At 45.4% G+C, this 20,208-nt stretch carries 16 protein-coding genes; 8 read left to right on the top strand and 8 right to left on the bottom strand.

Annotation, left to right across the window (positions count from 1 at the left end):
- The first annotated feature begins 5 nt into the window (after window positions 1-5).
- The 3 genes from aroC to WKT17_RS11645 all read left to right on the top strand — a co-directional run bounded on the left by aroC (window position 6) and on the right by WKT17_RS11645 (window position 4,163).
- Entirely contained in the window at window positions 6-1,109 is a 1,104-nt protein-coding gene (gene aroC, locus WKT17_RS11655) for a chorismate synthase (protein ID WP_294459437.1), read from the top strand.
- A gap of 146 nt (window positions 1,110-1,255) precedes the next feature.
- A complete protein-coding gene (locus tag WKT17_RS11650) occupies window positions 1,256-1,969 on the top strand; it encodes a response regulator transcription factor (protein ID WP_173749019.1) in 714 nt (237 codons plus the stop codon).
- Window positions 1,941-4,163 (top strand): sensor histidine kinase, encoded by a 2,223-nt coding sequence (locus WKT17_RS11645; protein ID WP_294459439.1) that lies wholly within the window; start codon window positions 1,941-1,943, stop codon window positions 4,161-4,163. The genes WKT17_RS11650 and WKT17_RS11645 overlap by 29 nt, the downstream gene beginning before the upstream one ends.
- Window positions 4,164-4,237: 74 nt before the next feature.
- Here the strand turns inward: WKT17_RS11645 and WKT17_RS11640 are convergent, their stop codons facing one another.
- Genes WKT17_RS11640 through WKT17_RS11630 form a run of 3 tightly spaced genes read right to left on the bottom strand, consistent with a single transcriptional unit; the run spans window position 4,238 to window position 7,172 of the window.
- Window positions 4,238-4,903: a DUF6320 domain-containing protein gene (locus WKT17_RS11640; RefSeq protein ID WP_291682379.1), complete on the bottom strand. Its 666-nt coding sequence runs from the start codon at window positions 4,901-4,903 to the stop codon at window positions 4,238-4,240.
- 2 nt (window positions 4,904-4,905) lie between these two features.
- Window positions 4,906-6,186: an alcohol acetyltransferase gene (locus tag WKT17_RS11635; protein WP_173749016.1), complete on the bottom strand. Its 1,281-nt coding sequence runs from the start codon at window positions 6,184-6,186 to the stop codon at window positions 4,906-4,908.
- A 17-nt stretch (window positions 6,187-6,203) separates the two neighbouring features.
- Window positions 6,204-7,172: an alpha/beta hydrolase gene (locus tag WKT17_RS11630; protein ID WP_173749015.1), complete on the bottom strand. Its 969-nt coding sequence runs from the start codon at window positions 7,170-7,172 to the stop codon at window positions 6,204-6,206.
- A 158-nt stretch (window positions 7,173-7,330) separates the two neighbouring features.
- Between WKT17_RS11630 and WKT17_RS11625 the strand changes: the two genes are divergently transcribed.
- From WKT17_RS11625 to WKT17_RS11610, 4 genes are all read left to right on the top strand, one after another.
- On the top strand, window positions 7,331-8,011 hold the full coding sequence (locus WKT17_RS11625) for a response regulator transcription factor (protein WP_173749014.1): 681 nt from the start codon (window positions 7,331-7,333) through the stop codon (window positions 8,009-8,011).
- Window positions 8,008-8,943, top strand: coding sequence for a sensor histidine kinase (locus WKT17_RS11620; protein WP_294541631.1), 936 nt, complete (start codon window positions 8,008-8,010; stop codon window positions 8,941-8,943). The genes WKT17_RS11625 and WKT17_RS11620 overlap by 4 nt, the downstream gene beginning before the upstream one ends.
- A gap of 97 nt (window positions 8,944-9,040) precedes the next feature.
- On the top strand, window positions 9,041-9,721 hold the full coding sequence (locus WKT17_RS11615; RefSeq protein ID WP_173749012.1) for an ABC transporter ATP-binding protein: 681 nt from the start codon (window positions 9,041-9,043) through the stop codon (window positions 9,719-9,721).
- A complete protein-coding gene (locus WKT17_RS11610; protein WP_340272927.1) occupies window positions 9,714-12,248 on the top strand; it encodes an ABC transporter permease in 2,535 nt (844 codons plus the stop codon). Before WKT17_RS11615 ends, WKT17_RS11610 begins: the two co-directional genes overlap by 8 nt.
- 151 nt (window positions 12,249-12,399) lie before the next feature.
- On the opposite strand, the gene WKT17_RS11605 is transcribed toward WKT17_RS11610, so the two are convergent.
- Entirely contained in the window at window positions 12,400-14,040 is a 1,641-nt protein-coding gene (locus WKT17_RS11605) for a Na/Pi cotransporter family protein (protein ID WP_173749010.1), read from the bottom strand.
- Between the two features lie 157 nt (window positions 14,041-14,197).
- Window positions 14,198-16,480, bottom strand: a complete 2,283-nt coding sequence (locus WKT17_RS11600) for a glycoside hydrolase family 3 C-terminal domain-containing protein (RefSeq protein ID WP_340272925.1) — start codon at window positions 16,478-16,480, stop codon at window positions 14,198-14,200.
- Between the two features lie 149 nt (window positions 16,481-16,629).
- On the opposite strand from WKT17_RS11600, the gene WKT17_RS11595 reads away from it, so the two are divergent.
- On the top strand, window positions 16,630-17,379 hold the full coding sequence (locus tag WKT17_RS11595) for a helix-turn-helix domain-containing protein (RefSeq protein ID WP_173749008.1): 750 nt from the start codon (window positions 16,630-16,632) through the stop codon (window positions 17,377-17,379).
- Window positions 17,380-17,387: 8 nt separating this feature from the next.
- On the opposite strand, the gene WKT17_RS11590 is transcribed toward WKT17_RS11595, so the two are convergent.
- The 3 genes from WKT17_RS11590 to WKT17_RS11580 are packed head-to-tail and all read right to left on the bottom strand — an operon-like array spanning window position 17,388 to window position 20,207.
- A complete protein-coding gene (locus WKT17_RS11590) occupies window positions 17,388-18,431 on the bottom strand; it encodes a GNAT family N-acetyltransferase (protein WP_340272923.1) in 1,044 nt (347 codons plus the stop codon).
- 25 nt (window positions 18,432-18,456) lie between these two features.
- A complete protein-coding gene (locus WKT17_RS11585; protein WP_340272921.1) occupies window positions 18,457-19,383 on the bottom strand; it encodes a DUF2156 domain-containing protein in 927 nt (308 codons plus the stop codon).
- On the bottom strand, window positions 19,380-20,207 hold the full coding sequence (locus WKT17_RS11580; protein WP_226853553.1) for a DNA-3-methyladenine glycosylase family protein: 828 nt from the start codon (window positions 20,205-20,207) through the stop codon (window positions 19,380-19,382). The genes WKT17_RS11585 and WKT17_RS11580 overlap by 4 nt, the downstream gene beginning before the upstream one ends.
- Window position 20,208 lies beyond the last annotated feature (1 nt).

Here is a 20,208-nt window from a genome sequence, read left to right as displayed (position 1 = left end):
AGGTTATGTACGGTTCAACATTTGGAAACATTTTCCGCATTACAACATGGGGGGAGTCCCACGGCAGAGGTATCGGTGTTGTGGTAGACGGCTGCCCTGCCGGATTTTCTCTTTGCGAGGAGGACATTCAGGCCTTCTTAGACCGGAGAAAACCGGGACAGTCCCGTTTCACCACCAAGCGAAAGGAAGCCGACCAGGTGGAAATCCTTTCCGGCGTCTTTGAGGGAAAAACCACAGGACACCCCATTTCCCTTATGGTGGCAAACACGGACCAGCGCTCTCATGACTACAGCGAAATTGCCAACTGCTACCGTCCCGGTCATGCAGATTTAAACTATGACCGCAAATACGGTTTCCGGGATTACAGAGGCGGCGGACGTTCCTCCGGCCGGGAAACCATTGGACGTGTGGCCGCAGGGGCCATTGCCGCAAAGCTGTTAAAAGAACTGGGAATCACGGTTTCCGCCTATACCTATTCCATTGGTCCCGTACAGATTAACCGGGCCAATTTCTCCAAAGAAGAGATTTCAAACAATGCCCTGTACATGCCGGACACACAGGCAGCTCAGGCGGCACAGGAGTATCTGGACAAATGTATGCGGGAAACCAACTCCTCCGGCGGTATGGTGGAATGTGAAATCACCGGCGTTCCTGCCGGAATCGGAGAACCTGCCTTTGAAAAGCTGGACGCTGCCCTTGCAAAAGCCATGTTTTCCATCGGGGCTGTGAAAGGCTTTGAAATCGGCGAAGGCATGGAAGCAGCCCGCCTGACCGGACTGGAAAACAACGATGCCTACCGCATGGACACAGAGGGGCAGATTATGAAGAAAACCAACCACTCCGGCGGCATTACCGGAGGTATCAGCGACGGAGCTCCCATTCTTTTCAGGGCAGCTTTTAAACCCACCCCTTCCATTGCCGCACCACAGGAAACCGTCAACCGCCAAGGGGAGGAAATCGAAATCCGTATTAAAGGCCGCCATGACCCCATTATTGTTCCCAGAGCTGTAGTCGTAGTGGAATCCATGGCTGCACTGGTGATTTTGGACGCCATGCTGGGAAGCATGACCACACGCCTGGATAAAATCAAAGAGTTTTTTGACAAATAACAGTATTTTTTTGCCTTCGCAGACTCCTCTTCTTTCTTGAGTTTTCTGCGAGGGTTTTCTTTAGAAATTCTTTTGCTTTTTTACACGCCACTTTTTTAGTTTATACTTTATTATCTGTAGCATAGACAGAGGAACAGGAGAAAACCATGGATATGAATCACATTTTAATTGTAGAAGATGACAAAGACATACGGGAGGGCGTTGCCATTTACTTAAAGAGCCAGGGATATGAGGTCTTTATGGCAGAAGACGGCATGAAAGGTCTTGAAGTACTGGAAAAGGAAGAAATTCATCTGGCCATTGTGGATATTATGATGCCCCGCATGGACGGTATTACCATGACTATGAAGCTGCGGGAAAAACACGATTTTCCGGTGATTATGCTCTCTGCCAAATCCGAAGAAGTAGATAAAGTTATGGGGCTCAACATCGGCGCAGACGATTATGTCACCAAACCCTTTACTCCTATGGAGCTTATGGCCAGAGTCAATTCCCAGATGCGCCGCTACCGGCGGTTTATGGAAAAACTCCAGGCAAAAGAGCAGGAACGCACGGAAACTGTCTACACCATGGGCGGTCTGGAGGTCAACGAAAATACCTTTGAAGTCCGTGTGGATGACGCGCCTGTCAAGATGACACCCATGGAATTTAAAATTCTTCTGTTGCTTATCAAAAATCCCGGAAGAGTATTCTCAGCTGATGAAATTTATGAGCGGGTATGGAATGAAAGAGCCATTAACACAGAAACCGTTATGGTGCATGTCCGGAATATCCGCGAAAAGATTGAGATTAATCCGAAGGAACCAAAATATTTAAAGGTGGTGTGGGGAGTTGGATACAAAATTGAAAAATTATCATAAACTGACAGCCGTTATCGTGGCGCTGGTTATTCTGCTGCCGTCTCTGGCCATGATGATTATACGGCCCCATTATATTCGGCAGCAAAACAAACAGGAGAACCTGTCTTTTACAGAGTCCGGCCTGCTAAACCAACTGGTAGAAAACTGCTATGTGCTCTACGGGGAAGAACTGCAGAGCAAAAACAACAATACGTTAAGCGCTTACGACATGTTCTTCTCTACCGGAGAGACAAAGACTGCAGAAAGTACCTCATCGGAGACTACGGACTCTCAGGATTACACGGACATCGACTCTGTAGTTTACGACATGGAAGAAAAATACAACGATTGGCAGTCTGATTTTTCTCATCTTCGTACTTATCTGGAATACGACGTACTGGACGGAGAAAGCAAGGATATTATCGACACTAACCGTGGCAGCACGGAGGAGAAAAATTCTCTCTATACGGCGCTTTCCAATATGCGGACGCGCGGTGTCTTAGACGAGGATTCTGAATATGCCTTTGCCGCTATTGTGGAATACAACGAAAACGGCACTGTGAAGTCTACTTCCTTCCTGTCTCAGCAAAAAGGCGCAGAATCTCAGATGTTAAATGAGATTGCCAAACAGAATCCCACAGAGGAATTCAGCGATTACTACAATTTCCGCCGTACCTTCCAGAAACCGCAGAGCCGCATTTACTGCTTCGCTATGACCAACGCCGTGCTTCCCGATTTCCTGGAAAGCGATTACTCTTATTATCTGGAAACAGGCTCTTACAATGGCGATTTGCTGGTTCTGTGCCTGGCTCTGGCCGGTTTTGTCGCTCTGGGCGCTCTTCTGCTTCCTTTTGTTCAGCCGCTGCAGACGGGAGAAGAAAAAATCTTCCATACGCCTTTTGAAATTATCTTTGTAACAGGTATCTGTGCCATCAGTATCGCAGAATCCATTCTCACAGACCCTTCTGCGCTGAATACACAGGCCATTTACAATGTACTTACCAGCATCGGCACACCGGAACTTCCGGCAACTATTCTGCAATACACCTGGGGACTCTTTGGCTGGATTGCCCTCTTTGCTGTAGTTTACTGGACTGTAGGCTGCCTGCGTACCATGCTTACCATGGGACTGAAACGCTATATCAAAAAACGGGTACTGATTTACCGTATCTGGCCCTGGCTGTGCAAGCTCTGCCGGAATACTTATGACGGACTCCTTCATATAAACTTAAAGGATGACAGCAACCGTGCTCTACTGAAAATCGTGCTGATTAACTTTATTATCCTGGGCTTTATCAGCTTGATGTGGTTCTTCGGAATCGGCGCACTGGTGGTCTATTCCATTGCCCTGTTCTTCCTGCTGCGGAAGTACCTGCGAAGAATCCAGGACCAGTACCAGCTTCTCCTGGAAGCCACCAATGAACTGGCAAAAGGAAACTTAAACGGTACCATTCCCGAGGACTTAGGGGTATTCGAGCCTTTCCGTGAGGAAATCTCCAAGATTCAGACAGGATTTTCCAAAGCTGTTGACGAAGAGGTGAAAAGCACAAAGATGAAAACAGATTTGATTACCAATGTCTCCCACGATTTAAAAACCCCTCTGACGGCCATTATCACTTATGTGGATTTGCTGAAACAGGAGGATTTGCCGGAGGAAGAACGGAAACGCTACATTCAGATTCTGGACCAGAAAGCCAACCGGCTGAAAATTCTGATTGAAGATTTGTTTGAAATCAGCAAGGCCACCAGCAAGACCGTTACCTTAAACATTATGGACATTGATATTGTCAGTCTTCTGCGTCAGGTCAAACTGGAACTGCAGGACAAAATTGACGCTACGGATTTGGTATTCCGGTGGCAGCTTCCGGAAGAAAAAGTGATTCTTCCGCTGGACAGCCAGCGCACTTACCGGGTTTTTGAAAATCTGCTGGTAAACATTACCAAGTACGCCATGCCCGGTACCAGGGTATACGTCAACATGGAAAACACAGAAAATCATGTAAAAATTATTATGAAGAATATTTCTGCAACAGAGCTGAACTTTAATCCCAGCGAGATTACCGAGCGGTTCGTCCGGGGAGATTCTTCCAGAAACACAGAAGGCAGCGGACTGGGCCTGGCTATTGCCAAGAGCTTCACAGAGCTCCAGGGCGGACGGCTGGAGGTGCTGACAGACGCAGACTTGTTTACCGTTGAAATTACTTTTCTAAAATAATCGAAAAAGAATGCCATATCAAGCTGATATCAGGAATTTTCTCCCTGTGCTTGATATGACATTCCTATTTTTTCTTACATATGAGTCTTTTTCCTCATTTCTTCCCAGACATATTTCCCCTGGAAAATCCCAAGCCCCGCAAAAACAAGGGCCGATACCGCACCGCAGAGCACACAGACTCTATGCATCTGCACCAGTCCCGCAGGCCAGAACAGAAGCTGCAAAAGCCCTGCTGCACAGGCCAGCAGATAGTAAATCATATAATAAGATGCCGGCAGCTTCATCAGCTTCACAATGACCGTAAGCACAGGAAATACCAGAAGAATTACCACAGGAATTCCGTACTCTAAAGACCAGCCCCGATACCCGGTCAGAAAATCCCAGAACAGAAACACCACACACAAAAGCACCATCTGCCACAACGTATTTTTCAGCAGATTCCGTCTTTTGATAAAGGCCGCTGCCGTGAGAATCCACATACAGACAACAGCCGCCGCCAGAAAGCCTGCCCAGAATACCGGTGCGGGAAACATGAGATTGACCGCCAACCCCAGAACAAGAATCGCTATACAGCAAAAGGTAAACACCTTAAATCCCAGAAACACTCTGGATTTCTCTCCCGACAAGTCGGGAAACAGCTTGCTCTCCTCCTCACCTTCTCCCTCCAGCTTTCCCTGGCAAAGGGGACATCTCTTATGAGGCGTCTCTATGGAAACTTTGCACTTACTGCAGTACTGCATACTCATTCTCCCCCTTTCCAGTCTTCCTCATTCCAGGAAATAATACGCACCGCTGTCCCCTGTTCTGTCAGCATACGGAAGAAATTCCGCTCCACATGGCTTTCTGCAAACTGGGAAGTAAAGCTGATAGTCAGATTATCTTCAAAGGAACACATACAAATTTCCATTTTGGGCGTCGTGGTATAAAAATCAAACCAGTCTATATATTCCCTGCATTCTTTCGGCATCGTAATCTTTCCGATATTGGAAAACACAGCGGTTCCATTGGCAGAAGACAGTCTGGCTCCGGCCTGCATGCCCCACAGTTTCAAAGGCAGGGGAAGCGCCCGCATAAAAGGATTTTTCTCCATACGCATAAAACCGTTCATTCTGGCCGCAATCCGCTGGGGCGTCAGCTCTTCTTTAAAAAATTTTGCCGTAAACGCGATAACATCTTCCAGCTTTTCACTCTGGCTGGAAAAATCATATCCAATATCAATCCACCCGAAAAAGTTTCGTACCGAATCCGAGGGAAAATAGTTTCTCAGGTTCACGGGAATCATTAAGGCCACCGGCTTTTTCTTCTGCTTTTCACTCATATCCTGTGCAATGGCGCACAAATAGACAGCCGTGAGATATACAGTCAGCGTCGTGCCGTAAGAACGAGCCGTTTCCAGCAGTTCCTTCACTGACAAGATTCCTTCTGTCAGGTGCAGCATGTGGTATTCCGTCTTCCGGTAATGTAATTGATGCGCCCGGTATTTCGGGATTTTTTCCTCTTTTCCCCGGTCGGAATAGTATTTCTCAAAACTGTCTTCCGACATCTCTGCCGCTGTGGCGTCAGGCCTTACCTGGTCCGCCGTACCGCTCACCTTATCCGGGTGCAGTTCTTTGAGATAATAATAAAGCAAAGATTTTACAAACTGCATAGCCCCGGTTCCATCTGTAAGGGCATGATAAGTTTCAAAGTTAATCCGCTTCCGGTAGTAAGTCACTTCAAACAGCAGATTCTTCTGATCCCGGACATAAATCTGACTGCAGGGCGGCTTGTATTCCTCCCTCACCACCGGTCTTAAATGAGTTTCCTCCAGATAGTTCCAAAAGAGTCCGCCCCGCAGTACACAGAGAAAAAGCGCATAGTCTTCCACACATAAATCCAGCGCCCTCTGCAGCTTTTCCGGCTCTACAGCTTCCTTCATCTGGCAGGAAATCCGAAACACCCTCTCATCCTTTTTCCCGCTGGTAGCCGGAAATATTTTGGCTGTATTCTCCAGTGAGCGCCATTTTCTTCCTCTTCCTGGCACAATTTTTTCCCCCTTCTTTAATCCTGTATCCCCTCTGTTTCCAGAAATTCATTTATATATTCATAAGTCTTCTTCACTGCCGGATGAAAGGTTTCCAGCAGAAAAAATCCATGAATCCCGTCTGCAATTCTATGACATTCCACCTGGTTTCCCCCTTTTGCCAGTTTTGCAGCAAAGGCCTCTCCTTCGTCTCTTAACGGGTCAAATTCCCCGGTAATAATCAGAGTTTTCGGCAGATTGGTGAAATCCTCTGCCAGAAGGGGAGCAAAATAAGGGTTTTCTCTGTCCCTCTCTGAAGACTGGTAATAGTCCAGATAATCCGCCATATTCTGCCGTGTCAACAGGTAATCCTGCCCGTTCTCCATAAGGGAAGCAAAGCCGTTGTTCTCCCGGTAATTGTTGTTGACACAGGGGTAAATCAGTATCTGTCTGGGCGGCGCAAACTCCCCTCTGTCTCTTGCCATTAAGGTCACAGCCGCAGTCAGATTTCCTCCTGCGCTGTCTCCCATAATGGTAATGGAGTCCGGGTCTGCATTCAGCAGATTCCTGTCCGCAAAAACCGCTTTTGCCACAGCGTAACAGTCCTCCACCTGTGTAGGAAACCGGTGTTCCGGCGCCAGGGGATAGTCAATAGCTACCACTACATGACGGGTGTGCTTTGCAAGATTCCGGCATACCCGGCTGTAGGAATCCACACTTTCCGTCACAAACCCACCGCCGTGAATATACAGCAGCACAGGGTAAATGTTATCCGTCATGTCGCCCTTTTGCACTGCCTCTGCAGTCTGATAAGATTCACTGTCCGGAAAATAAATCCGAAGGGGAATCTCCCGTCCTTCCCGGTAAAACTTTGTATCTAAAGTCCGGTAAAAAGGCTTTAACGGGTCTAAGGCTTTCAGATTCATCAGCTTTCTGGATTTCTCCACATCCAGCCTGGAATCCGGCGAAGAAAGGGCTTTTAAAAGTATCTGTTTTGCTTTATTCATGTCTTTTTGTCCTCATTTTTCTCAGTCTGCCAGCCTGGCATTTGGCTTTGTGTTTCTTAATCATACCACACACACTTGAAAATGTACAACAAGACAGGTACAATAATCCCAATAGAGCAACGTTTTGCAAGAACAATGGGAAAGGATAAAACAGGACTATGAACTATATCATGATACTGGAAGATGATGAGGAACTGGCGTTTGGCATGGAGATGGCTTTAAAAGACAAAGATTTTTCCTTTACCGTATGCAGCACAGTCAAAGACGCGGCGGCAGCCTTAAAAAGCCAGACCTTTGACCTGCTGCTTTTAGATGTCAATCTTCCTGACGGCAGCGGCTTCGCCTTCTGCCAGGACATCCGCAGAGAAAGCAAGGTTCCCATTATCCTCCTGACTGCCCGTGACATGGAACTGGACATTGTACGGGGGCTGGAATGCGGAGCAGACGACTATATCACCAAACCCTTCAGCACCATGGTACTTCGGGCGCGTATTCGGGCGCTGCTGCGCAGAATCAGTCCCAAACAGGAATCAGAGTATATGCAGGAACCTTTTCGCTTCTCCTTTTCCACCATGGAATTTTACAAGGACGGAAAAGCCATAGAATTAAGCCGCACTGAGCAGAAAATTCTCTATCTTCTCGTATTTAACCAGGGAAAAATCCTCACCCGGGAGCGGCTTCTGGCATGGGTCTGGGAAGACGGAACCGAATATGTAGAGGACAACGCCCTGTCTGTAGGTATCCGCAGACTGCGGGATAAACTGGAAGAAAAACCTTCCAATCCCCAGTACATCAAAACGATTTACGGAAAAGGGTATATGTGGGAGAATGCGAAATGAAACTATTGCTTTTGGGAATCCTTGTTCTGCTTCTGCTGCTGTCTGTGTGCCTGTTCGCCATGGTTCAGTATCGGAAAAATCTGGACAAACAAATGAATCATATACTGGAAATCCTGGACAGAGCCCTGGACGGCCAGAAGACTTTGGCTGTTTTTGATGAATCTGCAGATGCTGCCATTTCTGAGCGGATAAACCGTCTTTTAGATATTTCCAATGCCAGTTATCGAAAGGCAGATGAAGAGCGCAATGTGGTAAAATCTCTGATTGCTGACATCTCTCATCAGGTACGTACTCCCCTGACCAATATCATGCTGTACACCGGACTTCTGGCCGAGGCGGAAATCGATGACCAGAGCAGAGCCCTGACGCAGAAAATACAGGCACAGACAGAAAAACTGGATTTCTTTATGAAAGAACTGGTACATTCTTCTTATCTGGAAAGTGACATGCTTGCTCTTCATCCCGCCTTTTCCGGTACAGCAGAGCTTCTGGGGCTTGTCTGCCAGGCGGAAGAGCTGCAGGCCATGAAAAAACATATTTCCTTTCAGATTTCTGGCGAAGATTTCCAGGCATTTTTCGATATGAAATGGACAGCAGAAGCCCTGGGAAATATACTGAACAACGCTGTAAAATATGCCCCCAAAGGTTCTGAAATTCAGCTTTTTGCAGAAAGCTACGATTCCTTTATCCGTATTCATGTCCGGGACCAGGGACCGGGAATTTCAGAGAAAGAACAGGGCATGATTTTTCAGCGGTTTTACCGCTCCCCTTCTGTGTCTCAAGAAAAAGGTCTGGGAATCGGGCTGTATCTTGCCAGGGAAATTCTGGCGAAGGAGGGCGGGTATATCAAAGTGGATTCTTCCCCAGGCAAAGGCAGCGACTTCTCGGTGTTTCTTTCCAGACATGCTCTTTCGAATTCCGTATACTTTTGAAATCTGTCAAAACTGTCACTTTTGAGACAGAATGTGGAAAGATTATTCTGCTATAGTTACTGTAATGCAAAATACAGAAATCGAAAGGAGTATTTCTATGACTATCTTAAAAGCAGAAAATCTGAAAAAATATTATCCGCTGGGAAACACGGTTGTGAAAGCCCTGGACGGCGTCAATCTCTCCGTAGAAAAAGGCGAATTTCTCTCTATTGTAGGTAAATCGGGCAGCGGCAAATCCACGCTGCTGCACATGCTGGGCGGTCTGGACAACCCCACTTCGGGACGGGTGCTGGCAGACGGACAGGATATTTCCCAGATGGACAGAGATTCCCTGACCATTTTCCGGCGCAGAAAAATCGGTTTTGTTTTTCAGAATTACAACCTCCTGCCCCTGCTGAATGTGTATGAAAATGTGGTGCTTCCCATTCAGTTGGATGGTATCCGGCCGGACAAGGATTATGTAAACCACATTCTGGACATGCTGGGATTGTCTGAAAAGCGCTATGCCATGCCCGGCCAGCTTTCCGGCGGCCAACAACAGAGAACCGCTCTGGCCAGAGCTCTGGCTGCCAAACCTGCCATTGTACTGGCCGACGAACCCACCGGTAATCTGGATACCCGAACCGGACAGGACGTTCTGGGGCTTTTAAAAATCAGCCAGGAACAATTGAACCAGACTGTGGTCATGATTACCCATGATGAAGAAATTGCCCAGATGTCCCAGCGGATAATCCGGCTGGAAGACGGACGAATCTGCGGAGGTGGGATTTATGATTAAAGTAAACAATAAAAAGACCATTTCCCGCATAGCCCGCACCACTTATCAGGCAAACAGAAAGCGAAACCTCCTGACCATCCTTGCCATTATTCTGACTTCCTTCCTGTTGATAACCGTTATCGGAATCGGAATCCAGTACACCCAGGCGCTTTCCAGGCGAAACCTTATGATGTCCGGCAGAGATTACGACATCGCCCTGACAGAGCCCCGCCCTGACCAGATAGAAAAAGTAAAACAACTGGATTATATCCGCGCCTCGGGGCTGGAAGTGAAGTGTGCCATGATTACCCAGGGAAACGGCCAATATTCCAGTATGGTGAAACTGTTTTACAGTGACAAAGAAGGGTGGAAAAAACAGCTTCTTCCTGCTTTTGAATCTGTAAAGGGATGTTTTCCAAAGAACAAGGACGAAATCATGCTCTCTTTAGACGCCCTGAAGGAACTGGGTATTCAGAATCCCACCCTTGGCATGAAAATTCCTGTCACCTATTACAATATTACAGAAGAAGAGCCAAAGACTGCCCAGGAAGCAGACCAGAGTATTTTTACGGAAACCTTTACTCTTTCCGGCTATTTCAAAGATTATACGGGACAGTCCAAAGGGTTTGTATCAAAAGCTTTTTACGAAACTACGGGCGCTGACCAGACAAGCTATGGACAAGGTTACCTGTTCCTTTCCTTAAAACATTCTCTGTATACCCAGAAAAATATTTCAGCCCTGGAAAAACAGCTGAATCTGTCCGACCGCCAGATTCTGGAATCGGACCCGGATTTAATTTTCTACTACCTGAAAACAGCGGCAGGCATCATTTTTTTACTTTTCATGATTTTCAGCGCAGGGTATCTGTTTATTTACAATACGCTTTATATTTCCATTGCCAAAGATATCCGTTACTTTGGGCAGTTACGGACTCTTGGCATGACGACTCCCCAGCTTCGGCACCTGGTTTATCTTCAAGCCTTCTGGAATGCCGCAGGAGGAATTCCACTGGGGCTTCTCCTGGGACTGATTATGTTAAATCAGATTCTGCCCCAGGCCATCCGCCTGTTGGATCCCGGAGATGGGATAAAAGCCGTACATACCCCTCTCCTCTATGGAATTATCTGTCTGTGTGCAGGGATTTTCTCTGCTTTTACTGTCTTTATCAGTGCCAGAAAACCTGCAAAAATTGTAGGGGAATGTGCTCCTATGGAGGCTGTACGTTATACAGAAGCCGATTTAAAATTCCAGTCCAAAAGAACAAAAGCCAAAGGCAGCAACAGCATAAGAGCCATGGCATGGCGAAATATGTTCCGTCGAAAAAAACAGACCTTTGCTATTTTAACCTCGTTCTTTCTTGTGCTTTCGCTTTTTCTGATTGTAAGTATACTTTTGATGGAATATGATTCCAAACGCGTACTGAATACTATTTCTGACAGCGATATTGCATTGGAAAATAATACCATGCTCCGCGAAGATGAAACACAGCTTTTTACCTCTGAGAAACTGCAGAAGCTAAAATCCGTTCCCGGTGTAAAGAATATACGAACAGTCAAAACCACAGATATCTGTATTCCTTATCAGAAAGAGGCACTGGGAGGATATCTGAAACGGCTGTTTGAGTCCAGAATGACACCGGGCGGCAATTATAATGAAACCATGGACGCCTATAAAAAAGATACGGAAACTATGAATAACATGTTTGGAAGCCGTCTGGTGGGTATCAGCGAAACAGAATTTGACGTATTAAACGAAGAACTGGGAAATACGCTGGATAAAACCCTGTTTCTTGAAGGAAAAATTGCCCTCTTGGAAAAGAACTACTGGGTATCCCCAAAAGAAGCCGTGGGAAAAAATCTGACTTTTTACTTTCCCGGAAAAAGCCAGCAGATGTATTCTGTAAAAATCGCTTCTCTTTCGAATTCTCCCGCCTCTTTTTCCGGTGGCTACAACCCGCAGATTATAGTCAGTGAAAAATTTGCGGAAAAACTTGCAGGCGAGTTCCCCATTGAAGTAGTTTATGCAGATTATGAGAAACCTTTTTCCAAAGAAACAGAAGCACAGATAAAGCAAATCTTCGCAGGTGAAAAGCGCGTTGGTTTCCAATCCAAGCTGGAATCCTATAAAAATATGTCAAAAACGGAAACTCAAATAAAAGTCTTTGGAAATGGCCTGGGACTGATTCTGGCGCTTCTGACGCTCATGAATTATTTTAATATGATGACTGCCAGCGTGCAGGAGCGTTCCAGAGAATTCGCTGTACTGGAAAGCCTGGGGATGACGCAAAAGCAAATAAGACGGGTACTTATGACAGAAGGTCTCGGATACGGCGTAATCTCCGTCTTGCTTTCCCTTCTGGCGGGAGTGCCTTTGGGATATGTGATTTTTCATTTTATGAACATTTACGGTATGACGTTCTGCGTTCCTGTCCTAAAAAATCTCCTGCTCTTTATGATAGCCTTTGGAATCTGTGCTCTGATTCCACCACTGCTTTATAAGAGAATGCAAACAGGCAGTCTGGTGGACAGAATAAGAACAAGCGAATAAAAAATAGGATTCGCCTATTCAACTCCCCTAATTCCCTTAATCTTGAGGGAATTAGGGGTTTCTTTGTGTCAGCAATGAAGGCTGTGGCAAGAAACACATAGTGTGCTTAATGCCACAGCCTCTAATTTACAAGGTATTCATAAATGTTTTCTTATGCTCCGACTTTTCCCATACCCATTTCCTGTCCAATGTTCAGAATATGGTCACCAATACGTTCAAAATCTGTCAGCATTTCAGAGTAGATAATACAGCCTTCCTCTGAGCAGGTTCCCTTCTGCATACGAACCATCTGCTTCTGTCTGTAGTCCTCTGTCATATCGTCAATTTTCTGCTCAAAGTCTTCGATAGCCTGAATGTTCTTTCCGGAGTTATCCTCAATTTGTGACAGAAAATCTAAAGCTTTTCCACAAATTTCACGCATTTCATCCATTTCTTCTTTTACTTCTGCAGAGAAGGTAATTCCCTGTTTTTCAATCATCTTGGTATATTCGCAGATATTCATGGCGTGGTCGCCGATTCTCTCTACGTTTCCGCACACTTTAAAAAGCGCGCTGATGTACTGGGAATCTCCCGGATTGCTTTCATTTACCAGCACCTTGGAAATATATTTGGAAATCTCTTTGTTCAGATAATCAATATATTCCTCTCGCTCTCTGACTTCCTCTAAGAGTTCTCTCTTTCCATCTTTCACACATACAAAACTCTTTTCTACATTTTCTTTTGCCATGCCAATCATACGGTGAAGTTCGTTCTTAATACCCGTAACCGCAATAGCGGAAAGACCAATCTGAGTATCTCTTTTGGTTTCCATTGGATGAATGAACTCCATGTGCATAACGCCTTCCATTTCTTCCTGTTTCTCCGGAAGAATCTTGACAGCAAGTTTTGCCAGATAAGTTCCAAATGGAAGAAGGAGCAGTGTTGTTACAATGTTAAATAATGTATGCATATTTGCAATCTGTGCTGAAACATTTCCCGGTGTCCAGTTTTCCACCAGTGAGGTCAGCGGAGTCAGAATACATACGATGGTAAAGATAGTCGTACCGATAATGTTGAACATCAGGTGAATCACTGTAGTACGTTTTGCATTTCTGTTTGTGCCGATAGCAGCCAGAATTGCTGTAATACAAGTACCAATGTTCTGTCCGAACAGTACGAATACTGCATTTGGCAGTCCAATCAGTCCGCTGGATGCAAGAGCCTGCAGAATACCTACAGACGCAGAAGAAGACTGAATAAGAGCTGTAAATATCATACCTGCCAGAATGCCCAGTACCGGGTTGGAGAATTTCGTCATAAGAGAGACGAAAGCCTCAGACTCTCTAAGAGGCATCATTGCGCCGCTCATCATTTCCATACCAATAAACAGAATACCGAGTCCGGCTACAATCAAACCATAGTGATGTACCTTTTGTTTCTTCACAAACACAATCAAAGCCACACCTGCAAAAGCAAAAAGCGGCGCCAGCTGACCGACATCAAGGGCAATTAACTGTCCGGTAATTGTGGTACCGATATTGGCACCCATAATAATCCATACGGCCTGTTTTAAAGTCATCATGCCTGAGTTTACAAAGCCCACGACCATAACTGTGGTGGCTGATGAAGACTGAATAACGGCTGTAATTCCGGCACCTACCAAAACACCCAGAAAACGGTTTGCAGTCAGCTTTTCCAGAATCTGTTTCATCTTGTTTCCTGCTGCTGCCTCAAGTCCGTTGCTCATCATCTGCATTCCGTAAAGGAATAATGCCAGTCCTCCTAAAAGACTGAAAAAATCTGTAATCTTCACGTTTTTCCTCCCATTGCAATTCATGCAATTTTTACGTTTTATTAATCTCTTCCTTACTTTTATACCTTTTATGAGCAAATTCCGCAATATTTTATACAGAGATTTAACATATTTTACATAGATTTAACATTATGACACAACGAAAAGTACGTTTTTGCTACATTGACGCTGCTTCCTGCAATTTTTTAATCAACGCCTCCAGTTCCTCTCCATTCATTCCCATGAAACTGCGCATAGCGCGAAGAGGCGCGTTCTCCATCATTTTCATGGACATTTCCGGGGTAATCGCTTCTGCTGCTGCTGTTCCTTCTTCTCCGTCCTGAGAACCGCCCATATGTTCTATGAGGCTGCTGGCCAGTTCCTGAATCACACTGTTGGTTTTTGGATTTTCCATCAGTTCACTGATGGTAGTGTTCATGTGTACATGCAGCGGTATTTCCTGGGAAGAAACCACTCGGACAGTTTTTCTAAGACGTACATCCTGAGAAGACGCTGCCGCCAGAATTTCATATTCTCCGGTTGCCGCATACCAGTCCTGAAGTTCCGTGCAGTACCACGCAAAACTTCTCTTATCCAGTTCCATTTCCACGGTTTTTTCTTCCTGTGGCTGCAATTCTACTTTCACAAAGTTTTTCAGTTCTTTCACCGGACGGCTGGCTGCGCCTGTCTTATCCGCTACATAAAGCTGTACAATCTCTTTTCCTGCCACATTTCCTGTATTTTTCACCTTCAGAGATACCTTCAGCGTATCCGTATCTTTGATTTCCTCTGCGGAAATCTGCATATCGCTGTATGCAAACGTTGTATAGCTTAATCCGTATCCAAAAGGATAGCGCACCGGCATTTCCTTGGTATCATAATAACGGTAGCCTACAAAGACGCCTTCCTTATATTCCACCGTCTTTCCGTCTCCCGGGAAATATAGGTAAGACGGGTTGTCTGACAGCTTATAAGGAACCGTTTCAGCCAGTTTACCGCACGGGTTAGCCTTGCCAAAGAGCAAATCTACTTCTGCCTGTCCTACGGCTTCTCCGCACAGATAAGCTTCCAGAATCCCCTGAACGTCATCCGCCCAGGGCATTTCTACCGGAGAGCCGTTATGCAGCACTACAACTACATTTTTCTGCACTTTTGTAATATCTGAAATTAAAGTATTCTGGCACTGGGGCATTCTCATATGTGTTCTGTCATATCCTTCTGACTCAAACGCATCCGGAAGACCTGCAAAAATCACGGCAACATCAGCCTCCTTCGCCGCCTGCACGGCTTCCTTATGAAGCTTTTCATCTGTTTTATCTTCCTTTATGTCATATCCCTGGGCATAAGTCACTTCTGTAACTTCCTTTACTGCGTCTAATGCACTGGTGATTTTAAAAGAGTTAATATGAGAACTTCCGCCGCCCTGGAATCTTGGCTGTTCTGCAAATTTTCCGATAAAGGCAATCTTCTTTCCTTCCGGTTTCAAAGGCAGAATTCCCTCATTTTTCAAAAGTACCATGGACTCTGCTGCGATTTTCGCTGCCAGCTTATGGTCTTCCTCACGGTCAAAGGTTCCTTCCTGGCGGTTGTCCACATAATGGAACACCACATTTAAAATTCTTTCCACAGCTGTATCCAGAACGGATTCGTCCATGGTTCCGTTTTTCACAGCCTCCACAATTTCTTTATCTGTATAGCCGCCGCTTCCCGGCATTTCCAAATCCAGCCCCGCCTTTAAACCTTTTACCCGCTCATTGACAGCGCCCCAGTCAGACATCACATAACCTTCAAATCCCCATTCGTCTCTCAAAATTTCTGTGAGAAGCCGATGGTTTTCAGAGGCAAATTCTCCGTTGATTTTGTTGTAAGAGCACATCACTGTGTCCGGCTTTGCTTCTTTAATGGCTGTCTCAAAAGCGCCCAGGTAAATTTCCCTAAAGGTACGCTCATCAATTTCTGAAGAACAGGACATCCTCCTGTGTTCCTGATTGTTTGCGGCAAAGTGCTTAATAGAAGTTCCCACATTCTTAGACTGCACACCCTTAATATGTGCAGCTGCCATCTGAGAAGCCAGATAGGGGTCTTCTGAGAAATATTCAAAATTTCTTCCGCACAGAGGGGAACGTTTGATATTGACAGCCGGGCCTAAAATCACAGACACGTCTTCTGCCTGACATTCTTCTCCCAGTCTTTCTCCCATTTCCTGCAGCAAATCCCGGTCAAAAGAGCAGGCCGTTGCGCAGGCCGTAGGAAAACATACGGCTTTAATGCTCTCATTTAATCCCAGATGGTCCGCTTCCTCTGCCTGCTTTCTCAGCCCATGAGGTCCGTCGCTCACCATGACCTCCGGAATACCCAGACGTTCTACTCCTTTCAAGTGCCAGAAATCCTTACCGGAACACATTCCGGCTTTCTCTTCCAGAGTCATTTCCTTTACAATCGCTTTTACATCACGTTTCATATTGTCTCATCGCTCCTTATGATAAACTGATATTTTATGAAATAAACTTAACACACTTCTGCAAATAAAAATATTATTTTTTTGCTATTTTTATCATATTCATGCTGATAATTCTCTGGTATACTGTACAAAAAAGGAGTGGATTTTTTATGGAAATTTTCAATACGGATTCTTTTGATTTTTTAGATAAGAAAACAAGAAAAATATTGCTGGAGAGCAGGGAATCCTTTATCCCCCATACGCCTTATTTATATGAAAAAAATATGCTGGAAGCCGTCCGTATGGGCGACGCTGATTTGGCTGAAGAACGCCTGCGCTTAATGGGAACTACAGGAAAAGCGGGAACTTTGTCCCAAAACCCTCTGCGTCAGGCGCAGATTATCATGATTTCCTTTACTACACAGGTTACCCGGGCAGCTATGGACGCCGGAGTACCCGAAAATTTGGCTTATGCCATGAGTGACAGTTATATTCAGACCTCTGAGTCCTGTACCTGCGTGGAACAGATTCAAAAACTCCAGACCAGAGCCATACGGGACTTTGCCAATGCAGTAAAGCACCGGAAACTCTCTCCTGCCTTTTCCCGTTCTGTCCGAAAAGCAATAAACTATATTCAGAGCCATGTCCAGGACAAAATCACGTTAAAAGAACTGGGGGAACTTTCCGGGCTGAGTACGGGCCGCTTTTCCCACCTGTTCCGGGAGGAGACAGGTCTAAGCCCCATGGCTTATGTCCGGCAGGAAAAAATCGACACTGCCAAAAATATGCTGCTTTACACCGATTATTCCGTCTCTGAAATCAGTACCATTTTATGCTTTTCCAGTGAAAGCCACTTTATCAAAATTTTCCGGCAGACAACAGGTTTGTCTCCCGGAAAATATCGTCACACTTCTGCCTAAGCAGCACTTTATACAATTTCGTCTAAAAACACGCCGGTAAGCGGGCGCACCACATGGGCCCACTTTTCTGCTGCCCCCGGCAGGGCATACCCCAAAAGCCAGGCCGTCAGTTCCGAAACCGTAAGTCTCATATCCGGTTCCGCCTTTTCTCCGTTTTTCCCAACGGCCGTGCCGGAAATTTTTTCAGCCGCAGAGGCGTCCTGGGTTAAAGTCCAGCGCCAGAGTCCCGCATTTTCCTGCAGAATGTCATCCTGCAGTTCCAAAAGAATCGTATCATGCCCTGCCTTCACACCCTTTTGCAGCCGGATGGACCGAACAAATTCTACAAAATTTACAATCCGGCCCATGATACAGGGAACTGCTTCTCCTGTGTTTCTTGCATAACTTTCTTCACAGAACAGCATCCTTTCTTCCGGCTTTTCCATACCCCATCGGGCTTTGATTCCTGCCAGGGTATTTTCACTGTAAAGCAGTTCCATGCAGCCGTTTTCACTTTCCAGTTCTTTTTTCAGCCGGGCCATGTAGGCAAAATCTCTCTTTGCATACACTTCATATCTTTTCGCAAGCCATTGGTTCATGTAAGCGGCAGCTTCCTTTAATTCCCCATGCGTTGCTTCTCTGCTTTTAAAAGCAGAGAGACCTTTATCCGTAAGAACCCGGTTCTGCTTTTTATAAATATAGGTAAAATCAAAGGGCAGGTAAAGCGCTTCAAAGGCCGGCATGAGAAAGCAGAACGGCATTTTTTCTGCGTTCATATCTTTTAAAGCCCGTTCCATTAACTGCCGCATATACCCTTTTCTTCTGTGTTCTTTATCTGTGGCAACTCCCACGATATAATCACATTTTGCCGTCTGCTTTCCAAGGGCCAGGTCATAGGGATTTCGATGAAGCATGGACATCACTTTTCCCTGCTCCTCCAGGACCAGTATTTCATTATCCTTTGTTTTTTCTGTATAATAATAATCCCGGAACGCCTGAGAATCCTCCGGAAAGGCCTCTTCCCACAGTTTCCGGCTTCTCGCTTTCTCTTCTCCTTGCAGATAATGTATCATCTTCTCCGTCCTTTCCCTGTAAAGGTCAGTTTTCGTGAAAATCAATCTGTCTCACTTCATATTTTCGGGCAAAATCCAGGGGAGAATACGACATTTTTGCCTTTCTCAGCCCTTCAATCCCTAAATCGTCTTCCCGGTTAATCAACGGTACTTCCGGAAATTCATGAAGCAAAAACTGCTGATTGATAAACTGATACAGTCCCCTGATTTCCGGATTTGCCTTTTCAATATGAATCACGGCCATATCCTCAAAAGAATTGTAGCTTCCGATAGTAAACGCTTCCAGTTTATCATCCACATACACACCACCCATGCGTACCTGAAAACTGGAACAGTTTTTCAGAATATCATGGATTCCATGTACCTCATAGTCCAGATGTTCTTCCGTTTCCTCTCCTTTTGCCTCTCTCCAGCGGTCCAGAAACTTCCAAACATCATCTCTGTCCGAGCAGCAAAGGCTGCGGTACTCAAATCTGCCTTCATAATTTTTCATGAAGTAGTTCAGGTTGTTTTTCTTTTTGTGAAGCTTTTTCCCGGAAAGCGTCCGCAGTTTATCGCCCTCGTACAAATAATCTTTTAAATCCTCCTGCTCTGTCACCAGAAACCGGTCTGTGTGCTCTTCCAGCTTCAAAGCCTTGACAGCCTCTTCATCTGCCAGATGAATCAGCAGCGGTTTATGAAGCACTTCATTAAAATATGTCACCAGTTCTTCAAAGTAATGCTCCAAATCCTGCTCCTCACAGACAGGCATAGCGCTGCTCACCACATTTTCGTGCTCCATCAGCCACTGTATAGCTTTGTTGTCACTGACTGCATAGCGCACCTGATAATACGTTCTCCATAAATAGCTGTCCAAAATCACACTGTCGCATGTTTTATTCGGTCTTTTACAAAAATAAGGGGTTAATTCCTCAATGGCCTCAACATCAATAGGTTTAAATTCTAAATTCATGTGTTCTCCTGTTCTTTCTTGCCTTCCAACTCGTAATAAAAAATATATTGCTGCATAATGCCCTGCATTCCCTGATACTGCTCCATAGGAAATCCTTTCACATAATTTGCATCCAGGGCCTGCCGGATATGGGTATCTACCGGAAACGCCTCCATTTGATGCAATGCAAACAGGCAGATACAATCTGCCACCTTTACTCCTACACCAAACAGCTTTAAAAGTTCTGCCTTTGCTTCCTCATACTTCATACTTCCAAGGGCTTCCAGGTTCACCTCTCCGTTTACAATGCTTCTGGCTGTCCGCACCACATATTTGCTGCGGTAGCCCAGATTACATGGTTTTAAAGCATCCTCTTCCAGCTTTGCCAATACCTCTGCTTTCGGAAATCCATAGTACACATTTCCGTGAATGTCCCTCTTCTCGTCTCCGTATTTCTCGCAGATATTCGCAATACAACGGCGTATTCTCACAATATTATTTTGTTGGGAAATCAAAAAAGAAACAATCATTTCCCATAAATCCTGTTTTAAAATTCTGATGCCGCTGCCGAACCGGGCTGCTTTCATCAAATATACATCTTCCACTGCAATTTGCGAAATACAGGAAGCATAATCTCTGTCCAAATCAAAATACGTTTTCCAAAACGAATCAAAATCTGCCTCCTGACAAAAGAAGGTGCAGTCTTCCCCCTTTTGTCCCACTTCCAGATATTTGTCTCCAGCAATAACCTTATAATTTCCATTCTCCAGCAGTTCCATACGGAAACACTGGCCGGAATTGCATATCTGCCTCATATCAAAGTTTTTTAATGTCTTTTTTATCATC

This window comes from Blautia sp. HCN-20427 (genome assembly GCF_037890365.1).
Lineage (GTDB): Bacteria > Bacillota > Clostridia > Lachnospirales > Lachnospiraceae > Blautia.
This window is presented reverse-complemented; position numbering and strand designations above follow the sequence as displayed.

What these genes read in the sequence shown, in the direction of transcription:
- aroC (WP_294459437.1), top strand. Translation starts at nt 6, where the DNA reads ATGTACGGTTCAACATTTGGAAACATTTTCCGCATTACAACATGGGGG.
- WKT17_RS11650 (WP_173749019.1), top strand. Translation starts at nt 1,256, where the DNA reads ATGGATATGAATCACATTTTAATTGTAGAAGATGACAAAGACATACGG.
- WKT17_RS11640 (WP_291682379.1), bottom strand. Translation starts at nt 4,903, where the DNA reads ATGCAGTACTGCAGTAAGTGCAAAGTTTCCATAGAGACGCCTCATAAG.
- WKT17_RS11630 (WP_173749015.1), bottom strand. Translation starts at nt 7,172, where the DNA reads ATGAATAAAGCAAAACAGATACTTTTAAAAGCCCTTTCTTCGCCGGAT.
- WKT17_RS11625 (WP_173749014.1), top strand. Translation starts at nt 7,331, where the DNA reads ATGAACTATATCATGATACTGGAAGATGATGAGGAACTGGCGTTTGGC.
- WKT17_RS11620 (WP_294541631.1), top strand. Translation starts at nt 8,008, where the DNA reads ATGAAACTATTGCTTTTGGGAATCCTTGTTCTGCTTCTGCTGCTGTCT.
- WKT17_RS11615 (WP_173749012.1), top strand. Translation starts at nt 9,041, where the DNA reads ATGACTATCTTAAAAGCAGAAAATCTGAAAAAATATTATCCGCTGGGA.
- WKT17_RS11610 (WP_340272927.1), top strand. Translation starts at nt 9,714, where the DNA reads ATGATTAAAGTAAACAATAAAAAGACCATTTCCCGCATAGCCCGCACC.
- WKT17_RS11600 (WP_340272925.1), bottom strand. Translation starts at nt 16,480, where the DNA reads ATGAAACGTGATGTAAAAGCGATTGTAAAGGAAATGACTCTGGAAGAG.
- WKT17_RS11595 (WP_173749008.1), top strand. Translation starts at nt 16,630, where the DNA reads ATGGAAATTTTCAATACGGATTCTTTTGATTTTTTAGATAAGAAAACA.
- WKT17_RS11590 (WP_340272923.1), bottom strand. Translation starts at nt 18,431, where the DNA reads ATGATACATTATCTGCAAGGAGAAGAGAAAGCGAGAAGCCGGAAACTG.
- WKT17_RS11585 (WP_340272921.1), bottom strand. Translation starts at nt 19,383, where the DNA reads ATGAATTTAGAATTTAAACCTATTGATGTTGAGGCCATTGAGGAATTA.
- WKT17_RS11580 (WP_226853553.1), bottom strand. Translation starts at nt 20,207, where the DNA reads ATGATAAAAAAGACATTAAAAAACTTTGATATGAGGCAGATATGCAAT.